The 22882-nt window shown below is 43.7% G+C and carries 20 protein-coding genes; 12 read left to right on the forward strand and 8 right to left on the reverse strand.

From position 1 onward, the window contains the following. The first annotated feature begins 78 nt into the window (after positions 1 to 78). From pcnB to panC, 4 genes are read left to right on the forward strand one after another with little or no spacing between them, the layout of a single operon-like run. Positions 79 to 1467: a polynucleotide adenylyltransferase PcnB gene (gene pcnB, locus K358_RS0107845; protein WP_027696309.1), complete on the forward strand. Its 1389-nt coding sequence runs from the start codon at positions 79 to 81 to the stop codon at positions 1465 to 1467. Then, positions 1464 to 1949, forward strand: coding sequence for a 2-amino-4-hydroxy-6-hydroxymethyldihydropteridine diphosphokinase (gene folK / locus K358_RS0107850; RefSeq protein ID WP_027696310.1), 486 nt, complete (start codon positions 1464 to 1466; stop codon positions 1947 to 1949). Before pcnB ends, folK begins: the two co-directional genes overlap by 4 nt. A gap of 32 nt (positions 1950 to 1981) precedes the next feature. After that, positions 1982 to 2776 (forward strand): 3-methyl-2-oxobutanoate hydroxymethyltransferase, encoded by a 795-nt coding sequence (gene panB, locus K358_RS0107855; RefSeq protein WP_027696311.1) that lies wholly within the window; start codon positions 1982 to 1984, stop codon positions 2774 to 2776. Positions 2777 to 2805: 29 nt separating this feature from the next. Beyond that, positions 2806 to 3693 carry a pantoate--beta-alanine ligase gene (gene panC, locus K358_RS0107860; protein ID WP_027696312.1) on the forward strand — a complete coding sequence of 296 codons (888 nt, stop codon included), beginning with the start codon at positions 2806 to 2808 and terminating at the stop codon, positions 3691 to 3693. 82 nt (positions 3694 to 3775) lie between these two features. Here panC and K358_RS0107865 read toward each other — a convergent pair whose 3' ends face one another. Together K358_RS0107865 and K358_RS0107870 are read right to left on the reverse strand one after the other, a co-directional pair. Beyond that, positions 3776 to 4546, reverse strand: coding sequence for an ABC transporter permease (locus tag K358_RS0107865; RefSeq protein WP_027696313.1), 771 nt, complete (start codon positions 4544 to 4546; stop codon positions 3776 to 3778). Continuing rightward, positions 4546 to 5499, reverse strand: coding sequence for an ABC transporter ATP-binding protein (locus K358_RS0107870; RefSeq protein WP_027696314.1), 954 nt, complete (start codon positions 5497 to 5499; stop codon positions 4546 to 4548). The genes K358_RS0107865 and K358_RS0107870 overlap by 1 nt, the downstream gene beginning before the upstream one ends. 95 nt (positions 5500 to 5594) lie before the next feature. Here K358_RS0107870 and can point away from each other — a divergent pair, with 95 nt between their 5' ends. Continuing rightward, positions 5595 to 6266 (forward strand): carbonate dehydratase, encoded by a 672-nt coding sequence (can, locus tag K358_RS0107875; protein WP_027696315.1) that lies wholly within the window; start codon positions 5595 to 5597, stop codon positions 6264 to 6266. Positions 6267 to 6420: 154 nt separating this feature from the next. Here can and hpt read toward each other — a convergent pair whose 3' ends face one another. Then, positions 6421 to 6951, reverse strand: coding sequence for a hypoxanthine phosphoribosyltransferase (gene hpt / locus K358_RS0107880; RefSeq protein WP_027696316.1), 531 nt, complete (start codon positions 6949 to 6951; stop codon positions 6421 to 6423). Between the two features lie 263 nt (positions 6952 to 7214). On the opposite strand from hpt, the gene K358_RS0107885 reads away from it, so the two are divergent. Next, a complete protein-coding gene (locus tag K358_RS0107885; RefSeq protein ID WP_027696317.1) occupies positions 7215 to 7823 on the forward strand; it encodes a TetR/AcrR family transcriptional regulator in 609 nt (202 codons plus the stop codon). Positions 7824 to 8040: 217 nt separating this feature from the next. On the opposite strand, the gene lpdA is transcribed toward K358_RS0107885, so the two are convergent. From lpdA to ampD, 5 genes are all read right to left on the reverse strand, one after another. Next, entirely contained in the window at positions 8041 to 9468 is a 1428-nt protein-coding gene (gene lpdA / locus K358_RS0107890; protein WP_027696318.1) for a dihydrolipoyl dehydrogenase, read from the reverse strand. A gap of 273 nt (positions 9469 to 9741) precedes the next feature. Next, the gene (gene aceF, locus K358_RS0107895; RefSeq protein WP_027696319.1) at positions 9742 to 11652 is read right to left on the reverse strand and encodes a pyruvate dehydrogenase complex dihydrolipoyllysine-residue acetyltransferase; all 1911 of its coding nucleotides are present in this window, start codon (positions 11650 to 11652) and stop codon (positions 9742 to 9744) included. An 81-nt stretch (positions 11653 to 11733) separates the two neighbouring features. Beyond that, a complete protein-coding gene (aceE, locus tag K358_RS0107900; RefSeq protein WP_027696320.1) occupies positions 11734 to 14397 on the reverse strand; it encodes a pyruvate dehydrogenase (acetyl-transferring), homodimeric type in 2664 nt (887 codons plus the stop codon). Between the two features lie 51 nt (positions 14398 to 14448). After that, positions 14449 to 15216 (reverse strand): pyruvate dehydrogenase complex transcriptional repressor PdhR, encoded by a 768-nt coding sequence (gene pdhR, locus K358_RS0107905; protein ID WP_027696321.1) that lies wholly within the window; start codon positions 15214 to 15216, stop codon positions 14449 to 14451. A gap of 413 nt (positions 15217 to 15629) precedes the next feature. Further along, a complete protein-coding gene (gene ampD / locus K358_RS0107910) occupies positions 15630 to 16202 on the reverse strand; it encodes a 1,6-anhydro-N-acetylmuramyl-L-alanine amidase AmpD (protein ID WP_027696322.1) in 573 nt (190 codons plus the stop codon). Positions 16203 to 16460: 258 nt separating this feature from the next. On the opposite strand from ampD, the gene nadC reads away from it, so the two are divergent. From nadC to coaE, 6 genes are all read left to right on the forward strand, one after another. Further along, positions 16461 to 17381, forward strand: coding sequence for a carboxylating nicotinate-nucleotide diphosphorylase (nadC, locus tag K358_RS0107915; protein WP_027696323.1), 921 nt, complete (start codon positions 16461 to 16463; stop codon positions 17379 to 17381). Positions 17382 to 17890: 509 nt separating this feature from the next. Continuing rightward, positions 17891 to 18316, forward strand: a complete 426-nt coding sequence (locus K358_RS0107925) for a pilin (RefSeq protein ID WP_027696324.1) — start codon at positions 17891 to 17893, stop codon at positions 18314 to 18316. Positions 18317 to 18319: 3 nt separating this feature from the next. Beyond that, positions 18320 to 20008 carry a type IV-A pilus assembly ATPase PilB gene (pilB, locus tag K358_RS0107930; RefSeq protein WP_027696325.1) on the forward strand — a complete coding sequence of 563 codons (1689 nt, stop codon included), beginning with the start codon at positions 18320 to 18322 and terminating at the stop codon, positions 20006 to 20008. Between the two features lie 43 nt (positions 20009 to 20051). After that, complete coding sequence (locus tag K358_RS0107935; protein WP_027696326.1) at positions 20052 to 21284, forward strand: type II secretion system F family protein; 1233 nt, start codon at positions 20052 to 20054, stop codon at positions 21282 to 21284. A gap of 42 nt (positions 21285 to 21326) precedes the next feature. After that, complete coding sequence (locus K358_RS0107940) at positions 21327 to 22220, forward strand: prepilin peptidase (protein ID WP_027696327.1); 894 nt, start codon at positions 21327 to 21329, stop codon at positions 22218 to 22220. Between the two features lie 3 nt (positions 22221 to 22223). Continuing rightward, positions 22224 to 22847, forward strand: coding sequence for a dephospho-CoA kinase (coaE, locus tag K358_RS0107945; protein ID WP_027696328.1), 624 nt, complete (start codon positions 22224 to 22226; stop codon positions 22845 to 22847). Positions 22848 to 22882: the final 35 nt, after the last annotated feature.

The raw sequence follows: 22882 nt of genomic DNA on the forward strand, positions 1-22882 counted from the left end.
TTGTTCTCGCTGTAGAATTTAGTCATCGCAGCATTACCAACACGACTGAGGTGGGTTATTTTTACTCAAGCTGCTAATTTGTGTCGTAAACTATTTACCAACACAAAACCCGACCAATCGAGCTCAGCGCAGAACTGCTCAAATGGAGACGTTAACCTGAACATTATCACTCGCCAAGAGCATACGATTTCGCGCGCTCACATTAGTGGCAACGCGCTGAAAGTGCTCTATCGATTACACAATCATGGCTACGATGCTTTTCTTGTCGGTGGCGGTGTACGCGACCTACTACTAGACAAAGAGCCAAAAGATTTTGATATTGCCACCAATGCGACCCCAGAGCAGATCAAACAGCTGTTTCGCAATTGCCGTTTAATCGGTCGTCGCTTCCGTTTGGCACACATCATGTTTGGCCGTGAAATTATTGAAGTCGCCACTTTCCGTGGTCACCATCAAGAGCCAGAACAGAATCAGTCAGCCCAATCAAAAGAAGGCATGCTGTTACGCGATAATGTCTACGGCACAGTAGAAGAAGATGCCGAACGTCGTGATTTCACTATCAATGCCATGTATTACAACATTGCCGATTACAGCATTCATGATTATGCCAATGGCGTGAAAGATCTAAAAGCTGGTGTGATCCGCATGATAGGCGATCCGGAAACCCGTTATCGTGAAGATCCGGTCCGTATGATTCGCGCGATTCGCTTTGCCGCTAAACTGGATATGACGATTGAGTCTAACACCGCGGCTCCAATCAAAGAGCTTGCTCATTTAATGACTGGTGTGCCGGCTGCGCGTTTATTTGAAGAGTCACTGAAACTACTGCAATCAGGTCAAGGTTGGGCTACCTATCAGCTACTGCGTGAATTTGATTTATTTTCGAGCCTATTCCCTATTGTGGCGCAATACTTCACGCCAGAGCAAGATTCTGATGTCGAGAAAATGGTCGAAATCGCGTTAAAGTCGACGGATAAACGCATCAATGAAGGCAAGCGTATTAACCCTGCCTTTATGTTTGCTGCATTCTTATGGTATCCGCTGCAAAAGCACGCTAAAGAATTAGCCGAAGTTCGAAAAATGAGCCATTACGATGCAATTATGATGGCTAGCAATCATATTCTCGATAAACAAGTGCGTCACTTAGCGATCCCACGTCGTCATAGCGCGACCATTCGTGATATCTGGCAGTTACAACTACGTCTTACTCGTCGAACCGGTAAACGCGCCTTCCAGATGCTAGAGCTTAATAAGTTCCGCGCAGGCTTTGATATGCTGGAAATGCGCGGCAAAGTCGAACAAGGCGAAACCGAAGAATTAGCCTTGTGGTGGCAAGAGTTCCAAGATGCTCCATCGGTTCATCGTCAAAATATGGTACAAGCCTTAGGCGCACCAAAACCAACTGGTCGCCGTCGTAAACGTCCACAAGCTAAGAAAAAAAGCGCCAAACCAAAGGCTCAAGAATGATCACTGCCTACATTGCTATCGGCAGTAATTTAGCCGAACCAGTAGAACAAGCGAAGCGAGCTATTGAAGCGTTGCGTGATCATCCCCATATTAAGCTTATTGCTTGCTCGTCGTTGTATTCCAGTACTCCGATGGGCCCACAAGATCAGCCTGACTACATTAATGCCGTCGCTGAAATACAAACAGAATTATCACCTCTTGAGCTACTCGATAACACCCAAGCTATCGAGCAACAACAAGGGCGTGTTCGCAAAGAAGAACGTTGGGGGCCAAGAAGCTTAGATCTCGACATTCTGCTTTATGGCGATCAAGTGATTGATAACGAACGTTTAACCGTGCCTCATTACGGCATGAAAGTACGTGAATTTGTTATCTACCCGCTGTTTGAAATTGCCCCGAATTTATCTCTCCCGGATGGGACAGAGCTCAGGTCACTGCTCGACAGTATCGACCGTAACGGGCTCTCTATTTGGCAAGCTTAGACCGATAAGTTTGTTGTTATAAGGACCAAATAATGAAAAAAGTATCCATTAACACTTTAATCAAGTGGAAACAGGATGGTCGTAAGTTTGCGACATCAACCGCTTATGACGCTAGCTTTGCTCAGTTGTTTGAACAACAAGAAATGCCATTATTATTAGTTGGCGATTCACTCGGTATGGTACTGCAAGGTGAAGAAAGCACTTTGCCCGTGACCATTGAAGATATTGCCTACCACACTCGCTGCGTGCGCGCGGGTAGCCCTAATTGCTTGTTATTGGCTGACATGCCATTTATGAGCTACGCCACTCCAGAGCAAGCTTGTGACAACGCTGCGGTTCTTATGCGTGCAGGCGCGAATATGGTGAAACTAGAAGGCGGAAGCTGGCTCGTTGAAACCGTGAAACAACTGACAGAGCGTTCTGTACCAGTGTGTGCTCACCTTGGTTTGACCCCACAATCGGTCAATATTTTTGGCGGTTTCCGTATCCAAGGTCGTGAGCAAGAAAAAGCTCAACAGATTATTGATGATGCCATCGCACTACAAAATGCTGGCGCGCAGCTTCTAGTATTAGAGTGCGTGCCTAGTCAATTGGCTAAGCAAATTACCCAACAGCTACACATTCCAGTGATCGGCATTGGCGCAGGTAAAGACACCGATGGCCAGATTCTAGTGATGCATGACATGTTTGGTATTTCAGCCAACTACATGCCTAAATTTTCAAAAAACTTTTTAACCGAAACCGGCAGCATGCAAGCCGCTGTTCAGCAATATATTCAAGATGTTGAAGCTGGGATCTTCCCTGGCCCAGAGCATAGCTTTGAATAGTTTTGTGCTGATATAAGTAAGGAACAAGTATGCAAACTTTTGCCGATATTCTCTCTCTAAGAGAACAACTTAAAAGCGCACGTCGCGATGGTCGTCGTATCGCTTTTGTCCCAACAATGGGCAACTTACACGAAGGTCACCTCACACTGGTTCGCAAAGCCCGTGAACACGCCGATCTGGTTGTGGTCAGTATTTTTGTCAATCCAATGCAGTTTGAGCGCTCAGATGACTTAAACAACTACCCAAGAACACTGGATGATGACCTCAGCAAACTGAATACTGAAGGCGTCGATTTTGTGTTCACGCCAACACCTGAGATCATCTACCCTGAAGGCTTAGATAAACAAACCTTTATCGAAGTTCCTGGGTTATCACACATGCTAGAAGGCGCATCTCGCCCTGGGCATTTCCGCGGCGTAAGCACTATCGTGACTAAGCTGTTTAATATCGTTCAACCAGATGTCGCTTGCTTTGGCGAGAAAGATTTCCAACAGCTAGCCGTGATCAAAAAAATGGTGACGGACCTTGCTTTGGATATTGAGGTTATCGGCGTACCAACCGTTCGTGAATTAGATGGACTCGCGATGAGTTCACGTAACGGACTATTAAGTTTGAGTGAGCGTCAAAGAGCCCCAGTGCTCGCAAGAACCATGCGTTGGATTGGCAGCCAAATTCGTGGGGGACGTGATGATTATGCCTCGCTACTAGAATATGGCAACGATCAACTACGTGCCGCAGATTTAGATCCGGATGAAATCTTTATTCGTGATGCAGAAAGCCTGCAATTACCAAACGAAGACACCACTCAAGTTGTGATTTTGATGTCAGCATTCCTAGGTAAAGCACGTTTAATTGATAATCTAGTGGTTGAGCTTAATCTGCAAAACACTCAAGATAGCAACAGCGAAGAAGAGTAGCTTACCCTCCTTTCTGATATTTAAACAACAAGGCCTGAATCAAGTGATTGATTCAGGCCTTGTTGTTTATACGTAGATAGCATTAACTGCGCAGACCAATACCACGAGACACTAAATAATACGCCACGCTATATAGAGCTACGATAAACACCATTAACACGCCAAATGAGGTGTAGATACCAACATCGGAAACTCCTAGGAAGCCATAACGGAACGCATTGACCATATAAACGATCGGGTTAATCTTCGACACGCCTTGCCAAAATTCCGGTAGCAAGCTAATTGAATAAAACACCCCACCTAGATAAGTCAGTGGTGTTAACACAAAGGTCGGAATAATCGAAATGTCATCAAAAGTATCGGCAAATACCGCATTAATCAGCCCACCTAGTGCAAACACTACCGAGGTAAAAAAGACCGTCGAGATAATGATAAACCAATGATGGATGTGTAAATCGACAAAGAACATCGATACCCCGGTCACCATCGCACCGACCATTAAGCCACGAGTTACCCCACCCATCACATAGCCACAAATAATAATATGATGAGGTACCGGCGCCACCAGCAACTCCTCAATGTTCTTCTGAAATTTTGCACTAAAGAATGACGAAGCCACATTGGAATAAGAGTTGGTGATCACCGACATCATGATCAGGCCTGGCACGATATATTCCATATAACTAAAACCGTTCATTTCACCAATGCGTGAGCCGATTAAGTTACCAAAAATAATAAAGTACAAGGTCATTGTGATCGCTGGTGGTACGATAGTTTGCACCCAGATACGCATAAAGCGACGAATCTCTTTAGTAACTAAGCTTTTAAATGCAGTCCAATATAACTCTGCCATTACAGGGTTGCTCCTTGTGCTTGTTTTTTCTCAGTATTTGTCTTTTCACCATTGCGTACGATAGTGACAAATAACTCTTCTAATCGGTTGGCTTTATTGCGCATCGATAATACCTGTACACCTTGAGCCGTTAATTGCTCAAATACTCGGTTTAAGCCCTGAGTTTTATCAATTTCCACTTCTAGGCTATTGGGAGAAAAATGCGTGATGTTAGCATCTTCAAGTACTGGCGTTTGCTCGCAATCTTGCAAATCAAAAATAAAGGTTTCGACATGCAGTTTAGTCAACAAGGCTTTCATCGAAGTATTTTCGATCACTTCGCCGCGGTTGATAATACCGATATTACGACACAGCATTTCCGCTTCTTCTAAATAGTGAGTCGTCAGAATAATCGTTACGCCCTCTTGGTTGATCGTTTTCAAGAACTCCCACATTGAACGACGCAACTCAATATCTACCCCAGCAGTTGGCTCATCGAGAATCAGCAATTTAGGCTCATGCATCAATGCGCGAGCAATCATCAAACGGCGCTTCATACCACCAGAGAGGTTACGCGCACGCTCATTACGCTTTTCCCATAGATCGAGCTGCGAGAGGTACTTTTGAGCACGTTCTTTGGCTAAAGAGACTGACACGCCATAATAACCCGCTTGTTGCATCACGATTTGCTCAACCGTTTCAAATGGGTTGAAGTTAAATTCTTGTGGTACTAAACCTAGTTGTTGCTTGGCTTTGACTAAATCAGTATCAATGTCGTAGCCGAACACTTTAACTTGGCCTGAAGTTTTATTAACTAGTGAGCTAATCACGCCAATGGTGGTCGATTTACCTGCGCCATTTGGACCTAATAGTGCGTAAAAATCGCCTTGCTCAACGTTGAGTGAAACCCCTTTCAGCGCTTCAACACCACCCGCATAGACTTTACGTAACGCTTGAATTTCTAATGCATACATAATATTTTTTACCCTGAATTGATGATTTGATCACAAATCGGATTTGATTTTTATCAGTCTTGTGTATAGTTAGGCAGATCAATGAGGAAGATAACATGCCAGACATTAAACAGTTATTTCAAAATAACTCGACTTGGGCTCAGTCGATAAAATCAGAACGCCCTGAGTTTTTCGCTAAATTAGAAGAATCACAACACCCTGAATACCTATGGATTGGTTGTTCGGATAGTCGAGTACCCGCTGAGCGTCTTACCGGACTCTACTCGGGAGAATTGTTTGTTCACCGTAATGTGGCAAACCAAGTTATTCATACCGACCTCAACTGCTTATCTGTCGTTCAATATGCAGTCGATGTGTTAAAAGTTAAACATATCATCATTTGTGGCCACTACGGCTGTGGCGGTGTACAAGCATCGATTGATAATCCAAACCTTGGCCTTATCAACAACTGGTTGCTACACATTCGTGATTTATACCTAAAACACCGTAACTGGCTTGGTCAATTCCCGAAAGAAGAATGGGCCAATAAACTATGTGAAATCAACGTTGCCGAACAAGTATACAACTTAGGTAACTCTACCGTGCTGCAACAAGCTTGGGAACGCGGCCAAAACATTGAAATTCACGGTTGGGTATACGGTATTGGTGATGGTGTACTTAATGACCTAGGCGTTCGCTGCCACAGTCGTGAGTCACTTGAAATATCTCACCAAGCATCTCTGGCTAAAATCTTAAATGAAGATAACCCAGAAAATCTAAACATATAACTCAATCAAACGAGTGAATAGTCAATAAAAGAGCGACCGATTTGGTCGCTCTTTTTTATTGTTACAACAAGAATACTGACTTTGATTTCACTCTACCAATGATCTTGATTCATAGTGAACATCACTGGTAAGAATAGTCTACTAATTCTTATTATTACTCCTGTGGCACTACCTTACCAATGTAAGGCAAGTGACGGTAGTTTTGCGAGTAATCAATCCCCACACCAACGACAAATTCATCTGGAATTTCAAAGCCAATCCATTTTGCATCAACGTGTACTTCACGACGTGATGGCTTATCAAGAAGAGTACAGATCTCAATTGAGTTTGGTTCACGAATTTCTAAAATTTCACACACTTTACTTAGCGTGTTACCTGTATCGATAATATCTTCAACTAAAAGGACATCTTTGCCTTTAATATCATCATCAAGGTCTTTTAAGATTCGCACATCACGAGTACTTCTCATGCCGTTACCGTAGCTAGAAGCGGTCATAAAGTCGATTTGATGATTAACCTCGATAGAACGAGACAAATCTGCCATAAACACATACGAACCACGTAGTAGGCCAATAATCACCAAATTTTCGGATCCTTGATAATGCTCAGCAATAGACTTGCCTAGCGCTTTCACTCGATCTTGCACTTCCTGTTCAGAGATCATTACTTCTACAGTGTGTTTCATATTTTTCTCAATATTTAGATTTTGCAACAAAATAAGTTTTACCCAATAAGTAAAACTTTGACGTCAAGCAACCTATTCTAGCACTGCAAGCGCCTAACGTTAACTTTTACCCGAGATATTCTACTCACTGATGATATTTCAATCGATTGACACAAAAATCCACAGAGGTAGACTCATTCATATAATAAATATAATAACCCAAACTATAATGTTATTTATAAAGCTCTCCGACCATTATGTAGGGAGCGAGCTAGGACTTAAGTATGGATATGATTACGAAACGCCCAAGGACTCGGTTAACCCCAAAGAAAAGGAAACTACAATTATTAGAGATTGGTATAGAGGTATTCGCGCGGCGCGGTATTGGCCGAGGTGGTCATGCAGATATTGCTGAAGTAGCCCAAGTCTCTGTCGCCACCGTTTTTAATTACTTCCCCACTCGCGAAGATTTGGTTGAAGCGGTATTAAGCGACGTTGAACAGCACTTTGCCAATTTTTTAAATCAAAATATCGATCATTCACTTCCTGTAAGACAAAATCTAGACAACCTCTGCCAGCAATTAATTGATGCGGTATTAGATGATGCACAATGGCTTAAGATTTGGTTTGAGTGGAGTACCTCAACTCGAGATGATGTTTGGCCTTTATTTGTGGCAACTCATGGAAAGCATCAACAATACTTCCGCGACCTGTTTTCAAACTCGATTAAAAATGGTGAATTAGAAGAAAAACATAACCCGGGTAATATCGCCAAACTCTTCCATGGCATGTGTTACTCACTCTTCATTCAAGCGAATCGTACCCCTGATAAACAATATCTAACGCAGCTAACCACTAGCTTCTTAGATATGTTGTGCATTTATAAAAATTAAGGAAAAGAAGGGATAAAGAGCGAGTTCCTAGTCCCTAGTAAGAAAAGCAAAAGTAGACTTCGGATGGCCTTGGTTATCTATACTCTAGTCCCACTACACATAACAAGAAGGCCGCATACTCAAATAAGTATGCGGCCTTCTTTTGCTTCATCTAGGGACTAGGAACCAGAAACTAGAAACCTAATAACAACTCTTTTCCCTATAGAAGTTATTGTGATTACTTCTTACGCTTCATCGCTTTAGCATTTGGAAGGTCTGTGATCGTGCCTTCAAACATTTCAGCAGCCATACCAACAGACTCATGCAACGTTGGGTGAGCATGAATGGTTAATGCAATATCTTCTGCATCACAACCCATTTCGATCGCAAGACCGATTTCACCAAGTAATTCACCACCGTTAGTACCAACAATAGCACCACCGATTACGCGGTGAGTTTCTTTATCGAAGATAAGCTTAGTCATACCTTCAGCGCAATCAGAGGCGATTGCACGCCCAGATGCAGCCCAAGGGAAGGTAGCTGTTTCGTATTTAATACCTTCTTCTTTTGCTTCTTTTTCAGTTTTACCAACCCATGCTACTTCTGGCTCAGTGTAAGCAATTGATGGAATCACTTTCGGGTCGAAGTAATGCTTCTTACCAGAAATAACTTCAGCCGCTACGTGACCTTCATGCACACCTTTGTGAGCCAACATTGGTTGACCAACGATGTCACCGATCGCGTGAATGTGAGGAACATTAGTACGCATTTGCTTATCAACATTGATGAAACCACGCTCATCTACTTCGATACCTGCTTTTTCTGCGTCCATTAACTTACCGTTTGGTACACGGCCAATCGCCACAAGAACCGCATCGTAACGCTCAGCTTCTGCTGGGGCTTTTTTGCCTTCCATTGAAACGTAGATACCATCTTCTTTCGCTTCAATTGCAGTTACTTTGGTTTCAAGCATTAGGTTGAATTTGTCTTTGATTTGCTTGGTGAACACTTTAACAACATCTTTATCCGCTGCTGGAATCACTTGGTCAAACATTTCAACTACATCGATTTGAGAACCTAGCGAGTGGTATACCGTACCCATTTCTAGACCGATGATACCGCCGCCCATAACAAGAAGTTTTTTCGGTACTTCTTTCAACTCTAGCGCATCAGTTGAATCCCAGATACGTGGGTCATCATGTGGGATAAATGGAAGTTTAATTGGGCGAGAGCCCGCTGCAATGATCGCGTTATCAAAAGTAACTGTTGTATTTTCTTCGCCTTCCACTTCTAGCGTGTTAGGACCTGTGAATTTACCAAAGCCATTCACAACCGTTACTTTACGTTGTTTCGCCATACCAGCAAGACCGCCAGTTAGCTGAGTAATTACTTTATCTTTCCATACACGGATTTTATCGATGTCAGTTTGAGGCTCACCGAATACAACACCGTGTTTCGCCATCGCTTTGGCTTCTTCAATCACTTTAGATACGTGAAGAAGTGCTTTCGATGGGATACAACCCACGTTTAAACAAACACCACCAAGTGAGCTGTAACGTTCAACAAGAACCGTTTCTAAACCTAAATCTGCACAACGGAATGCTGCTGAGTAACCAGCAGGACCTGCACCAAGTACCACGACTTGTGCTTTAATTTCTTTGCTCATTTTGACCTCGTTATAGTCATTTAATCCCTGACAAGCTGACGGTTCCCATTTGTACAATGATGAATAAACGGGAGTGAATTATCTATTTCAGAATTACAGTCAGTTTATCGACTTGTTAACGGTCTGAAAAGTGATTCACGTTAGCCTGTGAGCTAGACAACATTCTTTTTTACTTGAGTCATATTACGTGAAAAATCAATATAGTTTATTCGCGTAACAGTAAAATCTTGTTCAAAAAATAAGGTGGCCGCTGAGCCACCCTATTTTATTTCATTACAGTACCAAACGGCGGATGTCTGATAGACAGCCATTTAGGTAAGTAATGAAGCGTGCACCTTCTGCACCATCGATCACGCGGTGATCGTAAGATAGAGAAAGTGGAAGCTGTAGGCGTGGTTCAAACTCTTTACCATTCCATACTGGCTTCATTTCAGATTTAGATACCCCAAGGATACCTACTTCTGGTGCGTTAACGATTGGAGTAAACGCTGTACCACCGATACCGCCAAGGCTTGAAATTGTGAAACAACCGCCTTGCATATCAGAAGCAGTCAGTTTACCTGAACGCGCTTTCTTAGAAATCACAGCTAGCTCTTCAGATAGCTCGTAAATGCCTTTCTTGTTCACGTCTTTAAATACAGGAACAACAAGACCGTTTGGCGTATCAACTGCGATACCTACGTTCACGTATTTCTTAAGAATGATGCTTTCGCCATCTTCAGAAAGTGAAGAGTTAAACGCTGGGAATGCTTCTAGCGCTTTAGCGACGGCTTTCATGATGAACACAAGTGGTGTGATCTTCATGCCAGTGTCTTTCTTCGCTTCGATTGCGTTTTGCTCTTTACGGAACGCTTCTAGTGCAGTGATATCTGCATTGTCCCACTGTGTAACGTGCGGGATCATTACCCAGTTACGGTGCAGGTTAGCGCCAGAGATTTTCTTAATCTTAGACAGTTTCTGTACTTCAGTTTCGCCGAACTTGCTGAAGTCAACTTTTGGCCAAGGTAGCAGACCAAGTGCACTGCCGTCGCCATTACCAGATGCTGCTGCACCAGACTCTAGACGTTTTAGTGCCTCTTTTACGAAGTTTTGTACGTCTTCTTTCAAGATACGGCTCTTACGACCAGACCCTTTCACTTTCGCTAGGTTTACACCGAACTCACGAGCTAAACGACGAACCACTGGAGAAGCATGAGCGTACTCATTGTTCTCTTGGAAATCACCCGTTGATGCAGGTGCTTGAGCCGCTGCTGGAGCTGGAGTTGAAGCCGGTGCAGGTGCCGCAGATTGAGCTGGAGCAGCCGCTTGTGGTGCAGGTGCTGCGCCAGCGACTTCAAAGACCATGATCAATGAACCCGTTGATACTTTATCACCGGCATTTATTTTGATTTCTTTTACTACGCCAGCAAATGGCGCTGGAACTTCCATAGAAGCTTTGTCGCCTTCAACCGTGATCAAAGATTGCTCTTCTTCAACGGTATCGCCAACTGCAACCATCACTTCAGTCACTTCAACTTCATCACCACCGATATCTGGAACGTTCACTTCTTTCGCTGCTGATGCCGCAGGTGCTGCTGTTTCTTGTGGAGCTGCTGCTTGATCTGCTACTGGAGCAGGAGCTGAACCAGAGCCGCTGTTATCTTGCGAAGAAACGGTTTCGAATACCATGATCAGTGAGCCAGTCGTCACTTTATCGCCTGTATTCACTTTAAGTTCTTTAAGAACACCCGCAAAAGGAGCCGGTACTTCCATTGAAGCTTTGTCGCCTTCAACCGTCAGTAGAGATTGCTCTTCTTCTATGCTATCACCGATAGCTACCATGATTTCAGTTACTTCAACTTCATCACCGCCGATATCAGGAACGTGTACTTCTTTTAATTCAGAAGCTGCAGGTGCTGCCGCTGGAGCTGCTTCTGCTTTTGGTGCTTCTTCCGCTGGAGCCGCTGTTGCGCCTTCTGCTTCAAAGACCATAATAAATGAACCAGTTGAAACTGAATCACCTACATTGATTTTAATTTCTTTTACTACGCCAGCTTGTGGTGCAGGAACTTCCATTGAAGCTTTATCGCCTTCAACCGTAATAAGAGACTGCTCTTCTTCAACCTTGTCACCAACGTTTACTAGAATCTCAGTAACTTCAACCTCATCGGCACCAATGTCAGGTACATTAATTTCGATTGTCATTATTCTTTCCTTTTTTGATTGAAGTGCGCAGCATCATGTCTTTCACAATGCAGCACACTGTCATTCTATGCGCTTCTTGAATTAAGCGTGCAGTGGGTTGATTTTGTCTGCGTCGATATTGAATTTAGCAATCGCTTCAGCAACCACTGATTTTTCAATATCACCACGCTTAACTAGCTCAGTTAGAGCTGCAACCACAACATAACCTGCGTTCACTTCGAAGTGACGACGTAGGTTTTCACGGCTATCAGAACGACCGAAGCCATCAGTACCCAATACTTTGTAAGACTCAGCAGGTACGAATGCACGTACTTGGTCTGCATAGTTCTTCATGTAGTCAGTCGCAGCAATAGCAGGTTCTGAACCTAGTACTGTTGTAATGTAAGGCACTTTTTGCTCAGCTTCTGGGTGAAGCATATTGTAACGCTCAACTGCTTGACCATCACGAGTCAGTTCGTTGAAAGAAGTTACCGAGTAAACATCAGACGCTACGCCGTAGTCATCGCTTAGGATCTGCGCTGCTTTACGAACTTCGTTCATGATAGTACCTGAGCTCATTAACTGAACTTTCGACTTGCTACCAGCGTAAGTTTCTAGCTTGTAGATACCACGACGAATGCCTTCTTCAGCGCCTTCTGGCATTGCTGGCATGTGGTAGTTCTCGTTCATTACGGTTAGGTAGTAGTAAACGTTCTCTTGCTCACCGTACATGCGACGAATACCGTCTTGCATGATAACTGCCACTTCATAAGCGAAAGTAGGATCGTAAGAAATACAGTTAGGAACCGTGTTCGCCATAATGTGCGAGTGGCCATCTTCGTGCTGTAGACCTTCACCGTTAAGCGTTGTACGACCTGCTGTAGCACCTAGTAGGAAGCCACGAGCTTGTTGGTCGCCTGCCATCCACGCCATGTCGCCCACACGTTGGAAGCCGAACATTGAGTAGTAGATGTAGAATGGAATCATTGGCAAGTTGTTCGTGCTGTATGATGTTGCCGCAGCAACCCATGAAGACATAGCACCTAGCTCATTGATACCTTCTTGTAGAACTTGACCTGAAGTCGCTTCTTTGTAGTAAGACACTACGCCGCGGTCTTCTGGAGTATAAGTTTGGCCATTCGGGTTGTAGATACCGATTTGACGGAACAAGCCTTCCATACCGAAAGTACGTGCTTCATCAGCAATGATTGGTACTACGTTTTTGCCAATACCTTTGTCTTTCAACAAGATATTTAATGAACGAACAAACGCCATTGTGGTTGAAATGTCACGTTTTTGCTCAGTAAGCAATGCGTCAAATTCACCCAACTCTGGAATTTTCAACTCTTCAGTAAAGTTAGGTAGACGCTGAGGCGTGTAACCGTGTAGAGCTTTACGACGAGCGTGTAGGTATTCGTACTCTTTAGAACCTTCTTCTAGCGTTAGGTAAGGAAGCTCTTTCACTTTCTCATCTGTTAGAAGTTCTTGTAGGCCTAAACGGTCACGTAGGTGAAGAACATGTGTCATGTCCATTTTCTTCACTTGGTGTGCAATGTTTTTACCTTCAGCCGCTTCACCCATGCCGTAACCTTTAACAGTTTTAGCTAGGATAACCGTTGGACGGCCTTTAGTGTCTTGTGCGTTTTTGTAAGCTGCGTACAGCTTAGAAGACTCGTGACCACCACGCTTAAGTGCGAAGATTTCGTCATCAGTCATATCGGCAACAAGTGCTGCAGTTTCAGGGTATTTACCGAAGAAGTGTTCACGTACGTAAGCACCATCTTTCGATTTGAATGTTTGGTAATCGCCATCGATGGTTTCGTTCATCAATTGCAGTAATTTACCTGAAGTATCTTTAGCAAGTAGTGAATCCCAGTTGTTACCCCAGATCACTTTAACCACATTCCAGCCTGCGCCTTTAAATAGGCCTTCAAGTTCTTGAATGATGCTGCCGTTACCCATAACAGGGCCATCTAAACGCTGTAGGTTACAGTTGATTAGGAAACATAGGTTATCCAGTTTTTCACGAGCAGCGAAAGAAATCGCACCGCGTGATTCTGGCTCATCCATCTCACCATCACCTAGGAACGCGTAAACACGTTGCTCAGAAGTATCTTTCATGCCACGACCTTCAAGGTATTTCAAGAAGCGCGCTTGGTAGATAGCAGAAATTGGACCTAGGCCCATCGATACCGTTGGGAACTGCCAGAATTCAGGCATTAATTTAGGGTGTGGGTATGAAGGGATACCTTTACCATCAACTTCTTGACGGAAGTTATCAAGTTGCTCTTCAGTTAAGCGACCTTCTAGGAAAGCACGTGCGTAGATCCCTGGAGAGATGTGACCTTGATAATAAACTAAATCGCCGCCGTCTTTTTCATTTGGCGCACGGAAGAAGTGGTTGAAACATACTTCGTAGAACGCAGCAGAAGACTGGTAAGAAGCCATGTGGCCACCTAGTTCTAAGTCTTTCTTTGATGCACGCAATACGATCATTACCGCATTCCAACGGATGATCGCACGGATGCGACGCTCTAACGTAGTATCACCTGGATAAGCCGGCTCTTGTGCTGCCGGAATGGTGTTTACATAGTTAGTGTTGATGCCAGTTGGCATGTCTACACCGTCTAAACGGGCTTTATCTAACACTTGCTCTAATAGATATTGAGCGCGCTCGACACCTTCTTCACGTACCACTGATTCAAGGGCTTGTAACCAATCTTGAGTTTCCAGTGCATCAACGTCATTATTAATGACTTCAGACATGGCGATCTATCCTTTTGTTGGTTTGACAGATTAACTAGCTTCTAGCCAATCTTATGATTCGTTAGCTTGTTGAATTCGGCGCAGTGAACGCTCACGGCGACTCTCTTCTCGAGTCAAATCTAACAAGGTCTCTTCGATATAAGCCAAATGGGCATGCGAGGCTTTACGTGCTTTTTCTGGTTCACGTTCTAAAATCGCTTGCACAATGTTGGCGCGGTGATGACTCACCTTTTCTACCACCTCATCACGACGATGAAGTAATTCTAAATTCTGTAATACGTTTTGCTGCAATAAAGGGGCGAGGCTACGAACAATGTGTAATAACACGACATTGTGAGCCGCTTCAGAAATCGCAATTAACACTGCCATTACTGCGCTTGATTCTTGCGCCACATCTTTATTTTCAATCGCTTTTTCGACTTCTTTTTGGCATTGAGAAATGCGTTCAAAATCTTCTTCAGTGCCACGCAAGGCGGCGAAGTAAGCCGAAATACCTTCCATTGCATGACGAGATTCGAGTAAGTCGAGTTGTGTTTCTGAATGCGTCGACAATAACTCTAGCAAAGGATCGGAAAAAGACGTCCACAAAGTATCGGTGACAAACGTACCGCCACCTTGTTTACGAGTTAATAAACGTTTTGCTTCTAAACGCTGAATCGCTTCACGAATCGAAGGTCGAGACACATCAAATTGTTTTGCTAGTTCTCGCTCTGGCGGCAATTGTTGCCCGGGAGAAAGTGTGCCTTCTAAAATCAGCCGTTCGATTTCCTGTTCAATCACATCGGAAAGCTTTGGCTGACGGATCCGTTGATAAGCCATGATTAATTCATTTTCTCACTCGTGAATGTAAATTGGTAAGACCAATTACCATGTACAACAAAAATTTTACCGAATGCAAACACAAGTGTCCAGACAAAATTGACCCACATCAAATAAGCATGCTGCGTTAACCGCCGTGTAACATAATCACACTAAAACAATAATAAGATTGGTAAGACCATTTAAATAGTCGACATTCAAATTGTCATTTCATTAAGTAAGATGGGGGTAAGTTGTTAAAAGTGTGATTTTGATCTTACTTAAAATACCCCGTAAGGAGTACAAGCCGACCAATACTGATGAATGCGTTTGTAACGAAAATTTGTTACTAAAAAATGACAAAATCAGGATTCAGCCTCCCAATTGAAAGAGAGACTTTTTATAGTACTGACAATTTTATTAAAAATGTGATCTCAATCAGAGGTAGGAAAATCGCTCGCAACATTTAATAGACTGCGAAAGTAACGCCAATCAAACCCTAGTCCGGGATCGGATTTTCTTAACGGCGCGATATATTGATGACCGGTAATTCTCGGTAAGGTAATCTCAGAGTACTGCTGCATCAGTAACCTAGTGATCGCCGCTAAAGATTGATACTGCGCTTGGCTGTAGCTATCTAAATCCGTCCCTTCTAATTCAATCCCAATCGAATAATCATTGCAACGCTCGACCCCAGCAAAGCTCGACTTGCCTGCATGCCAAGCTCTCGCATTAAATGGCACAAACTGAATGATCTCGCCATCGCGACGGATAAAGCAATGCGCCGACACCCCCATCTCATGGATCACTTTAAAAAATGGATGTTCATTAGGATCTAACGTTCCGGTAAAAAATTGCTCCACATAAGGTCCACCATATTGCCCCGGCGGCAAACTAATATTGTGCACCACCAGCAAAGAGATTGGCGTTTGCTCAGGGCGAGCATCGCAAAATGGTGATGGCACATGTTTGGTATCAGACAGCCAAGAGTCGGGGGTGATGTGCATAGTCGGCAACCTTATTTATTCGATGGCGTTATTCTGTAGTAATCAAGGTTTAAGTCAAGGTGGGAAGATCGTTACTCGTTGCTCGGACGCTGCGCTACTCGTGACTAGGTAAAGATAAAACCAAAGTTCTACCTATAAGTAAGATCTCATTAAACAATTCTAGCAACGAGAAGTGAAACGCTCTAGAGCGAAGCGCTCGAAAATCGTTTCCCCTTGCAGTATCATACCCCCTCTAACAACCTCAACGGATCTTGCCTCATGAAAACCACTCACGATTCTCAATCTCGTCTTGACTATTTAAAGCAACAATTACCCACTGAAATCACCCGTATGGTCTGTGATGCTTTAAAAGAAGATTTGGGTGGCACGCTCGATCCTAATGCAGATATTACCGCCAGCCTAATTCCGGCTGAAGCAACTAACACGGCAACCATTATCACTCGTGAACACGGGGTGTTTTGTGGCAAAGCGTGGGCCGATGAAGTATTCAAACAACTTGGCGACCAAGTACAAATCGACTGGCATGTAGCGGATGGTGATACGGTAGAACCCAACCAAACGCTTTGCACGCTAACTGGTCCCTCTCGCGCGCTATTAACCGGCGAGCGTAATGCGATGAACTTCATCCAAACCCTGTCTGGTTGCGCGAGTTTAACGGCGGAATATGCTAAAGAGTTGGCTGGAACCGATTGTCGCTTACTGGATACCCGCAAAACTATTCCCGGCCTACGCAGCGCATTAAAATATGCGGTAACTTGCGGCGGCGGCTTTAATCACCGTATCGGCGTGTTTGATGCCTACCTAATTAAAGAAAACCACATCATCGCCTGTGGCGGCATCGAAAAAGCCATTGCCACAGCTAAACAATTAAACCCTGGCAAACCCGTTGAAGTAGAAACCGAGTCTTTACAAGAATTAGAACGTGCGATTCGTGCCGGCGCAGACATTGTCATGTTAGATAACTTCACAAAAGAAATGATGATTAAAGCGGTAGAGATCAATAAACAAATCGGTAAAGAAAACGGCTTAACCACCGGCCAAGCGGCACTAGAAAACTCAGGCAACATTACCCTTGAAACCTTAAATGAATATGCTAAAACCGGCGTAGATTATATTTCGGTTGGCGCGCTGACAAAGCATGTAAGGGCGATGGATTTGTCGATGAGGGTGATTAGCTAACGCGATCCTGACATCATAAAATTTAGCACCTCGATCGCTTTCACGATTGAGGTGTTTTTGGATTTGTATCGTGTCTCGTTTCTCGGGCGCTCCGCTTCTCGTTACTTGGAAAAGCAAAAGTGAATTCGAAATGATTGTTGCGTATAAAAACAATGCGATACCTATCCGCTCTTCCTAGAAACTAGGAACTAGGGACCCAAAACCATCTTCATCGAGCCACGAGAAGTGAAACATCCTAGTCACGAGCACCGAAAATCCCCGTGACCTCCCTCCCATTTCCTTTCCCGATTTCATACTAAATTCATACTTCCCTTACGTCAGCGTATGGTCAAAAAATCATCTCAAATCACCCAATAGTTTAATGTTGCTCGCAATAAATTGTTTTTCCAATGTAATCAGTGACTCAGTTTTCAAACTGGCTCGAATAGGCTGCTCAGGATAATTTTCTTTTTTACCGCTCACTCTACTCTTTCCGTGGTAATACCACTCAATTATTCACGGAGATGAAAATGAAACAATTACAACAAGGTAAGAAGAAGCTACAAAAAGGTTTTACGCTAATTGAATTGATGATCGTTGTTGCGATCATTGGTGTGCTGTCGGCGATTGCAATTCCTGCTTATCAGGATTATGTAAAGAAAGGTGAACTAGCATCAGGTTTAGCAACAATGAAAGCTTTAATAACTCCTGCTGAATTGATGTATCAAAGTGAAGGCTCATTAAGTAGTGCTGTATCAACTTTAGGAATAGCTCAAGACTCTAATTCACTTGGAGAAATTACGATTGATGACACAAATGATGAAATTACATTTGAGTTTAAAAACGGTTCAGCTACCGGTGATACTCTTGTTTACACAAGAGATACTACAGGTTGGGCTTGTGTTTACAAGCCGCTCAAAACGAATGATGTTGAACTCGATGGTTGCCCTAAATAATAAATGAACACCAACCTCGCTTCCATATTACGCCAAGCGGAGCTTTTGACTAACGATCAAGAGCTTATGGTGGTGAGTACGGTTCTTAATGATAATAAAAGCGTCCCCGTAGCTTGCGTGGACGCTGGTTTTATTTCTAGCGATCAACTACTAGTTAAACTTTGCCATTTATTTGCCCTACCTCAAGCTAATCTCGAACATTACAGCTTTGCCCAAGTATGTGAACAACTGGGGATGCGTGATTTAATCATTAATCACCAAGTGCTGCCGTTACAGGTAGATTCTCATAGCTTACTGCTTGCGGTCGCCGACCCGACCAATACCAATATTGAAGACGATTTTCGTTTCGCAACCGGTAAACAAATCGAATTTATTCTCGCGGACTGTAAAGAACTCGAAGGGGCAATTCGTCGTTTGTATGGCCGGGCGGTTAACTCGGATGCCACGCAAGGCAAAGATATCACCCAAGATGAACTGGCGAACCTGGTTGAAGTTGGCAGTGATGAAATTCAAGAAACCGAAGATCTTAGCCAAGATGAAGCGCCAGTCAGCCGTTTTATCAACCAAATTTTACTCGATGCGGTACGTAAAGGCGCATCGGATATTCACTTTGAACCTTATGAAGAACTCTACCGAGTTCGTTTACGTTGTGATGGGATCTTGGTGGAAACTAACCGCCCTGCGCCTCATTTAGGTCGACGCCTTGCTGCTAGGATCAAGATCTTATCAAAATTGGATATTGCCGAGCGTCGCTTGCCACAAGATGGACGAATCAAAATTCGCCTTAATGCTGATACCGCAATCGATATGCGAGTCTCCACTCTACCAACTTTGTGGGGTGAGAAGATCGTATTGCGTTTACTCGATAGCAGCGCCGCTAACCTGAATATCGATAAACTCGGCTATAGCGAAGCGCAAAAACAATTGTATTTAGATGCCTTGCAACAACCACAAGGCATGATCTTAATGACCGGCCCCACCGGTAGTGGTAAAACGGTTTCTTTGTATACCGGCCTACGGATTTTAAATACTCCGGATAAAAATATTTCGACCGCCGAAGATCCGGTCGAAATAAACTTAACCGGCGTCAACCAAGTACAAGTCAAACCTAAGATTGGCTTTACCTTTGCGGCTGCTTTACGTGCCTTCTTACGTCAAGATCCCGATGTGGTGATGGTTGGTGAGATCCGCGATCTAGAAACCGCCGAAATTGCGGTAAAGGCAGCACAAACTGGTCACTTAGTTCTCTCCACTCTACACACCAACTCTTCAGCTGAAACTGTGGTGCGTTTATCTAATATGGGGATTGAAGCGTTTAACTTGGCTTCATCACTGAGTTTGATCATTGCTCAACGTCTGGCGCGGCGTTTATGTAATCATTGTAAAAAGCCCGATGATTTTCCTGATGCATTACGAGAAAAGTTTCACATCCCTAAAGACATGGTGATTTATCAAGCCACCAAGCAAGGCTGCTCGGAATGTACTGGTGGTTATTCAGGCCGAGTGGGTATTTATGAAGTAATGCCATTTACCACTGAGCTAGCCAGTGCGGTGATAAAGAAAGCCTCCGCCAATGACATTGAAATGATCGCAGTAAAACAAGGTATGGCGACACTACGTCAATCTGGCATTGAGAACTTAAAACAAGGTGTCACCAGCTTTGCGGAATTGCAGCGCGTGCTGTACTTCTAAAACCTTTCGACAAATTTGGAATGCCAAACAAGGACAGAATCTCATGGCACAAGCATCGACTCTCAAAGCGCCAGCACTCAAAAACTTTCAATGGCGTGGCGTAAATAGCTCTGGCAAAAAAGTATCAGGGCAAATGTTGGCGATCAACGAAGTTGAGGTGCGCGCCAAACTCAAAGAACAACGCGTCCAAATCAAGAAACTCAAACGACGTAGTGTGTCGATCTTTGCCAAAATGAGCCATAAGGTAAAACGCAAAGATATTACGGTACTCACCAGACAACTAGCCACTATGCTCGGCACTGGCGTTCCGATCGTTCAGGCGATCAAGTTGATCTCAGATAGCCAACGTAAAGCTGAAATGAAATCAGTGCTCTCACAAATTTGTACCCAAGTCGAAGCCGGTACCCCGATCTCCAAAGCCATGTTAGCCAGTAGCCCTTTCTTTGATGAATTCTATTGTGATCTTGTGGCAACCGGTGAGCAAACCGGTAACTTAGCCGATGTTTTTCATCGCCTCGCCACTTATCGTGAAAAAAGTGAAGAGTTAAGATCGAAAGTTGTCAAAGCGATGATCTACCCAATAATGGTCATCTCTGTTGCAACAATTGTCTCAATATTAATGCTGACAATGGTAATCCCTGAATTTGAGATTATGTTTAAAAGCATGGGAGCTGAACTACCTTGGTTTACCCAACAAGTTGTCAACCTTTCACACTTCCTACAAAACTATTTATTTATCATAATCCTTGCTCTGATAGGCTTTATCTTTGCCATGAAAGAAGCGCGTAAACGATCTTTTACTTTTCGACTTAAAACCAGTCGATTAGCTCTGCGTATGCCAGTACTCGGTGGGGTGTTTTCTAAAGCAGCAATTGCCAAATTTAGCCGCACATTAGCCACCAGCTTTAGTGCTGGTATTCCGATTTTAACTAGCTTACTGACCACCGCGAAAACGTCAGGTAATTTGCACTACCAAGTAGCTATTGAGCAAGTGCATAAAGATACTGCCGCTGGCATGCCAATGTACATTGCGATGCGTAACGCGGATGCCTTCCCTGAGATGGTGTTGCAAATGGTGATGATAGGCGAAGAATCCGGTAACCTCGATGATATGCTCAACAAGGTTGCGGCGATTTATGAGTTTGAAGTCGACAACACTGTCGATAACTTAGGAAAAATTATTGAACCAGTGATCATTGTCTTTCTTGGTGTGGTGGTTGGTGGCTTAGTTGTGTCACTTTATCTTCCCATTTTTAAAATGGCTAGTGTATTCTAGGGCAAGACTTATTTTTTATATTATTGGACATTGTCGTATCTTATGGTGATCTTTGATTATTACCCAGCACTCTTTCCGATTGCAGCTGGTATCTTTGGCTTATTAATTGGCAGCTTTTTAAATGTGGTGATCCACCGTCTACCTATCATGATGGAGCGAGAGTGGAAGCAAGAGTGCATCGAGTTTTTTCCTCAACTGAAAAAAGATCCTACACTTAAACAAGAGCTTAGCGAACTCAATAAGCCCTTTAACCTCAATGTGCCGCGTTCACGCTGCCCTAAATGCGATACGCAAATTCGTGCGGTCGATAATATCCCGGTTATTAGTTGGTTAATGCTCAAAGGCAAGTGCCACAAGTGCGCGAACCCAATCAGCTTTCGCTATCCAGCCATCGAGATCTTGACTGCTATTTTATGTGTGGTGATCGGTGTTAATTTTGCTGCCGATTGGTATGGCCTAGCATTACTGTTTTTCACTTTTACCCTAGTGTCAGCCACTTTTATCGATCTTGATACTATGTTACTGCCCGATCAACTGACACTACCGTTAATGTGGGCAGGTTTGGCGCTATCTTTGTTTGAGATTAGCCCTGTATCACTGCAAGATGCGGTGATTGGTGCAATGGCTGGTTATCTATGTTTATGGTCAATCTTCTGGGCGTTTAAGTTACTCACTGGCAAAGAAGGCATGGGCTACGGCGATTTTAAATTACTGGCAGCGCTTGGGGCTTGGCTAGGTTGGCAACAGCTCCCTTTACTCATATTGTTATCTTCGGTCGTTGGATTAATTTTTGGCATTATCCAGCTACGCTTACAAAAGAAAGGCATTGAAAAAGCTTTTCCATTTGGCCCTTACCTCGCGATTGCCGGTTGGTTTTGTTTAATCTGGGGTAATGACTTAACGTCTTGGTATCTAACCAATATGCTAGGAATGTAAATCATGACCATGGTAGTAGGCTTAACGGGAGGCATTGGCAGCGGTAAAACCACTGTCGCTAACCTATTCCACGATCAATTTGCAATTAATATTGTCGATGCCGATATTGTGGCAAGAGAAGTGGTTGAACCGCAAAGCGCAGGATTACAGGCGATTTCCGAACATTTTGGCCAAGAGATATTAACCCTTGATGGACAGCTTAATCGCGCCGCATTAAGGGAGCGTATTTTCAATCACCCCGCAGAAAAAGAGTGGCTCAATAATTTACTCCATCCACTGATCCGTCAACGCATTAAGCAACAGCTAACCGAAGTGACTTCGGATTATGCTTTACTGGTAGTGCCGTTATTGGTGGAAAATAACTGGCAAACCATGATCAACCGTTTGCTCGTCGTTGATGTGAATCCTGAAACACAAATTGCCCGCACTTGCCAGCGTGATGGCGTGCCAGAAGCGCAAGTTCATTCAATCTTAGCCTCTCAAGCCTCGCGCGCACAACGACTCTCAGCAGCCGATGACGTAATTAACAATGATGCTCCGCTTACTAAGCAGTCAAAACAGGAACTTTTATCTCAAGTCACAGTTTTACACAAAAAGTACCTAGCATTATCCGGTCACTTTCTGTAAAAATAGTACAAGTATCTCCATTACCTGAAGGCATT

This window comes from Vibrio litoralis DSM 17657 (assembly GCF_000426765.1).
Taxonomy (GTDB): domain Bacteria; phylum Pseudomonadota; class Gammaproteobacteria; order Enterobacterales; family Vibrionaceae; genus Vibrio; species Vibrio litoralis.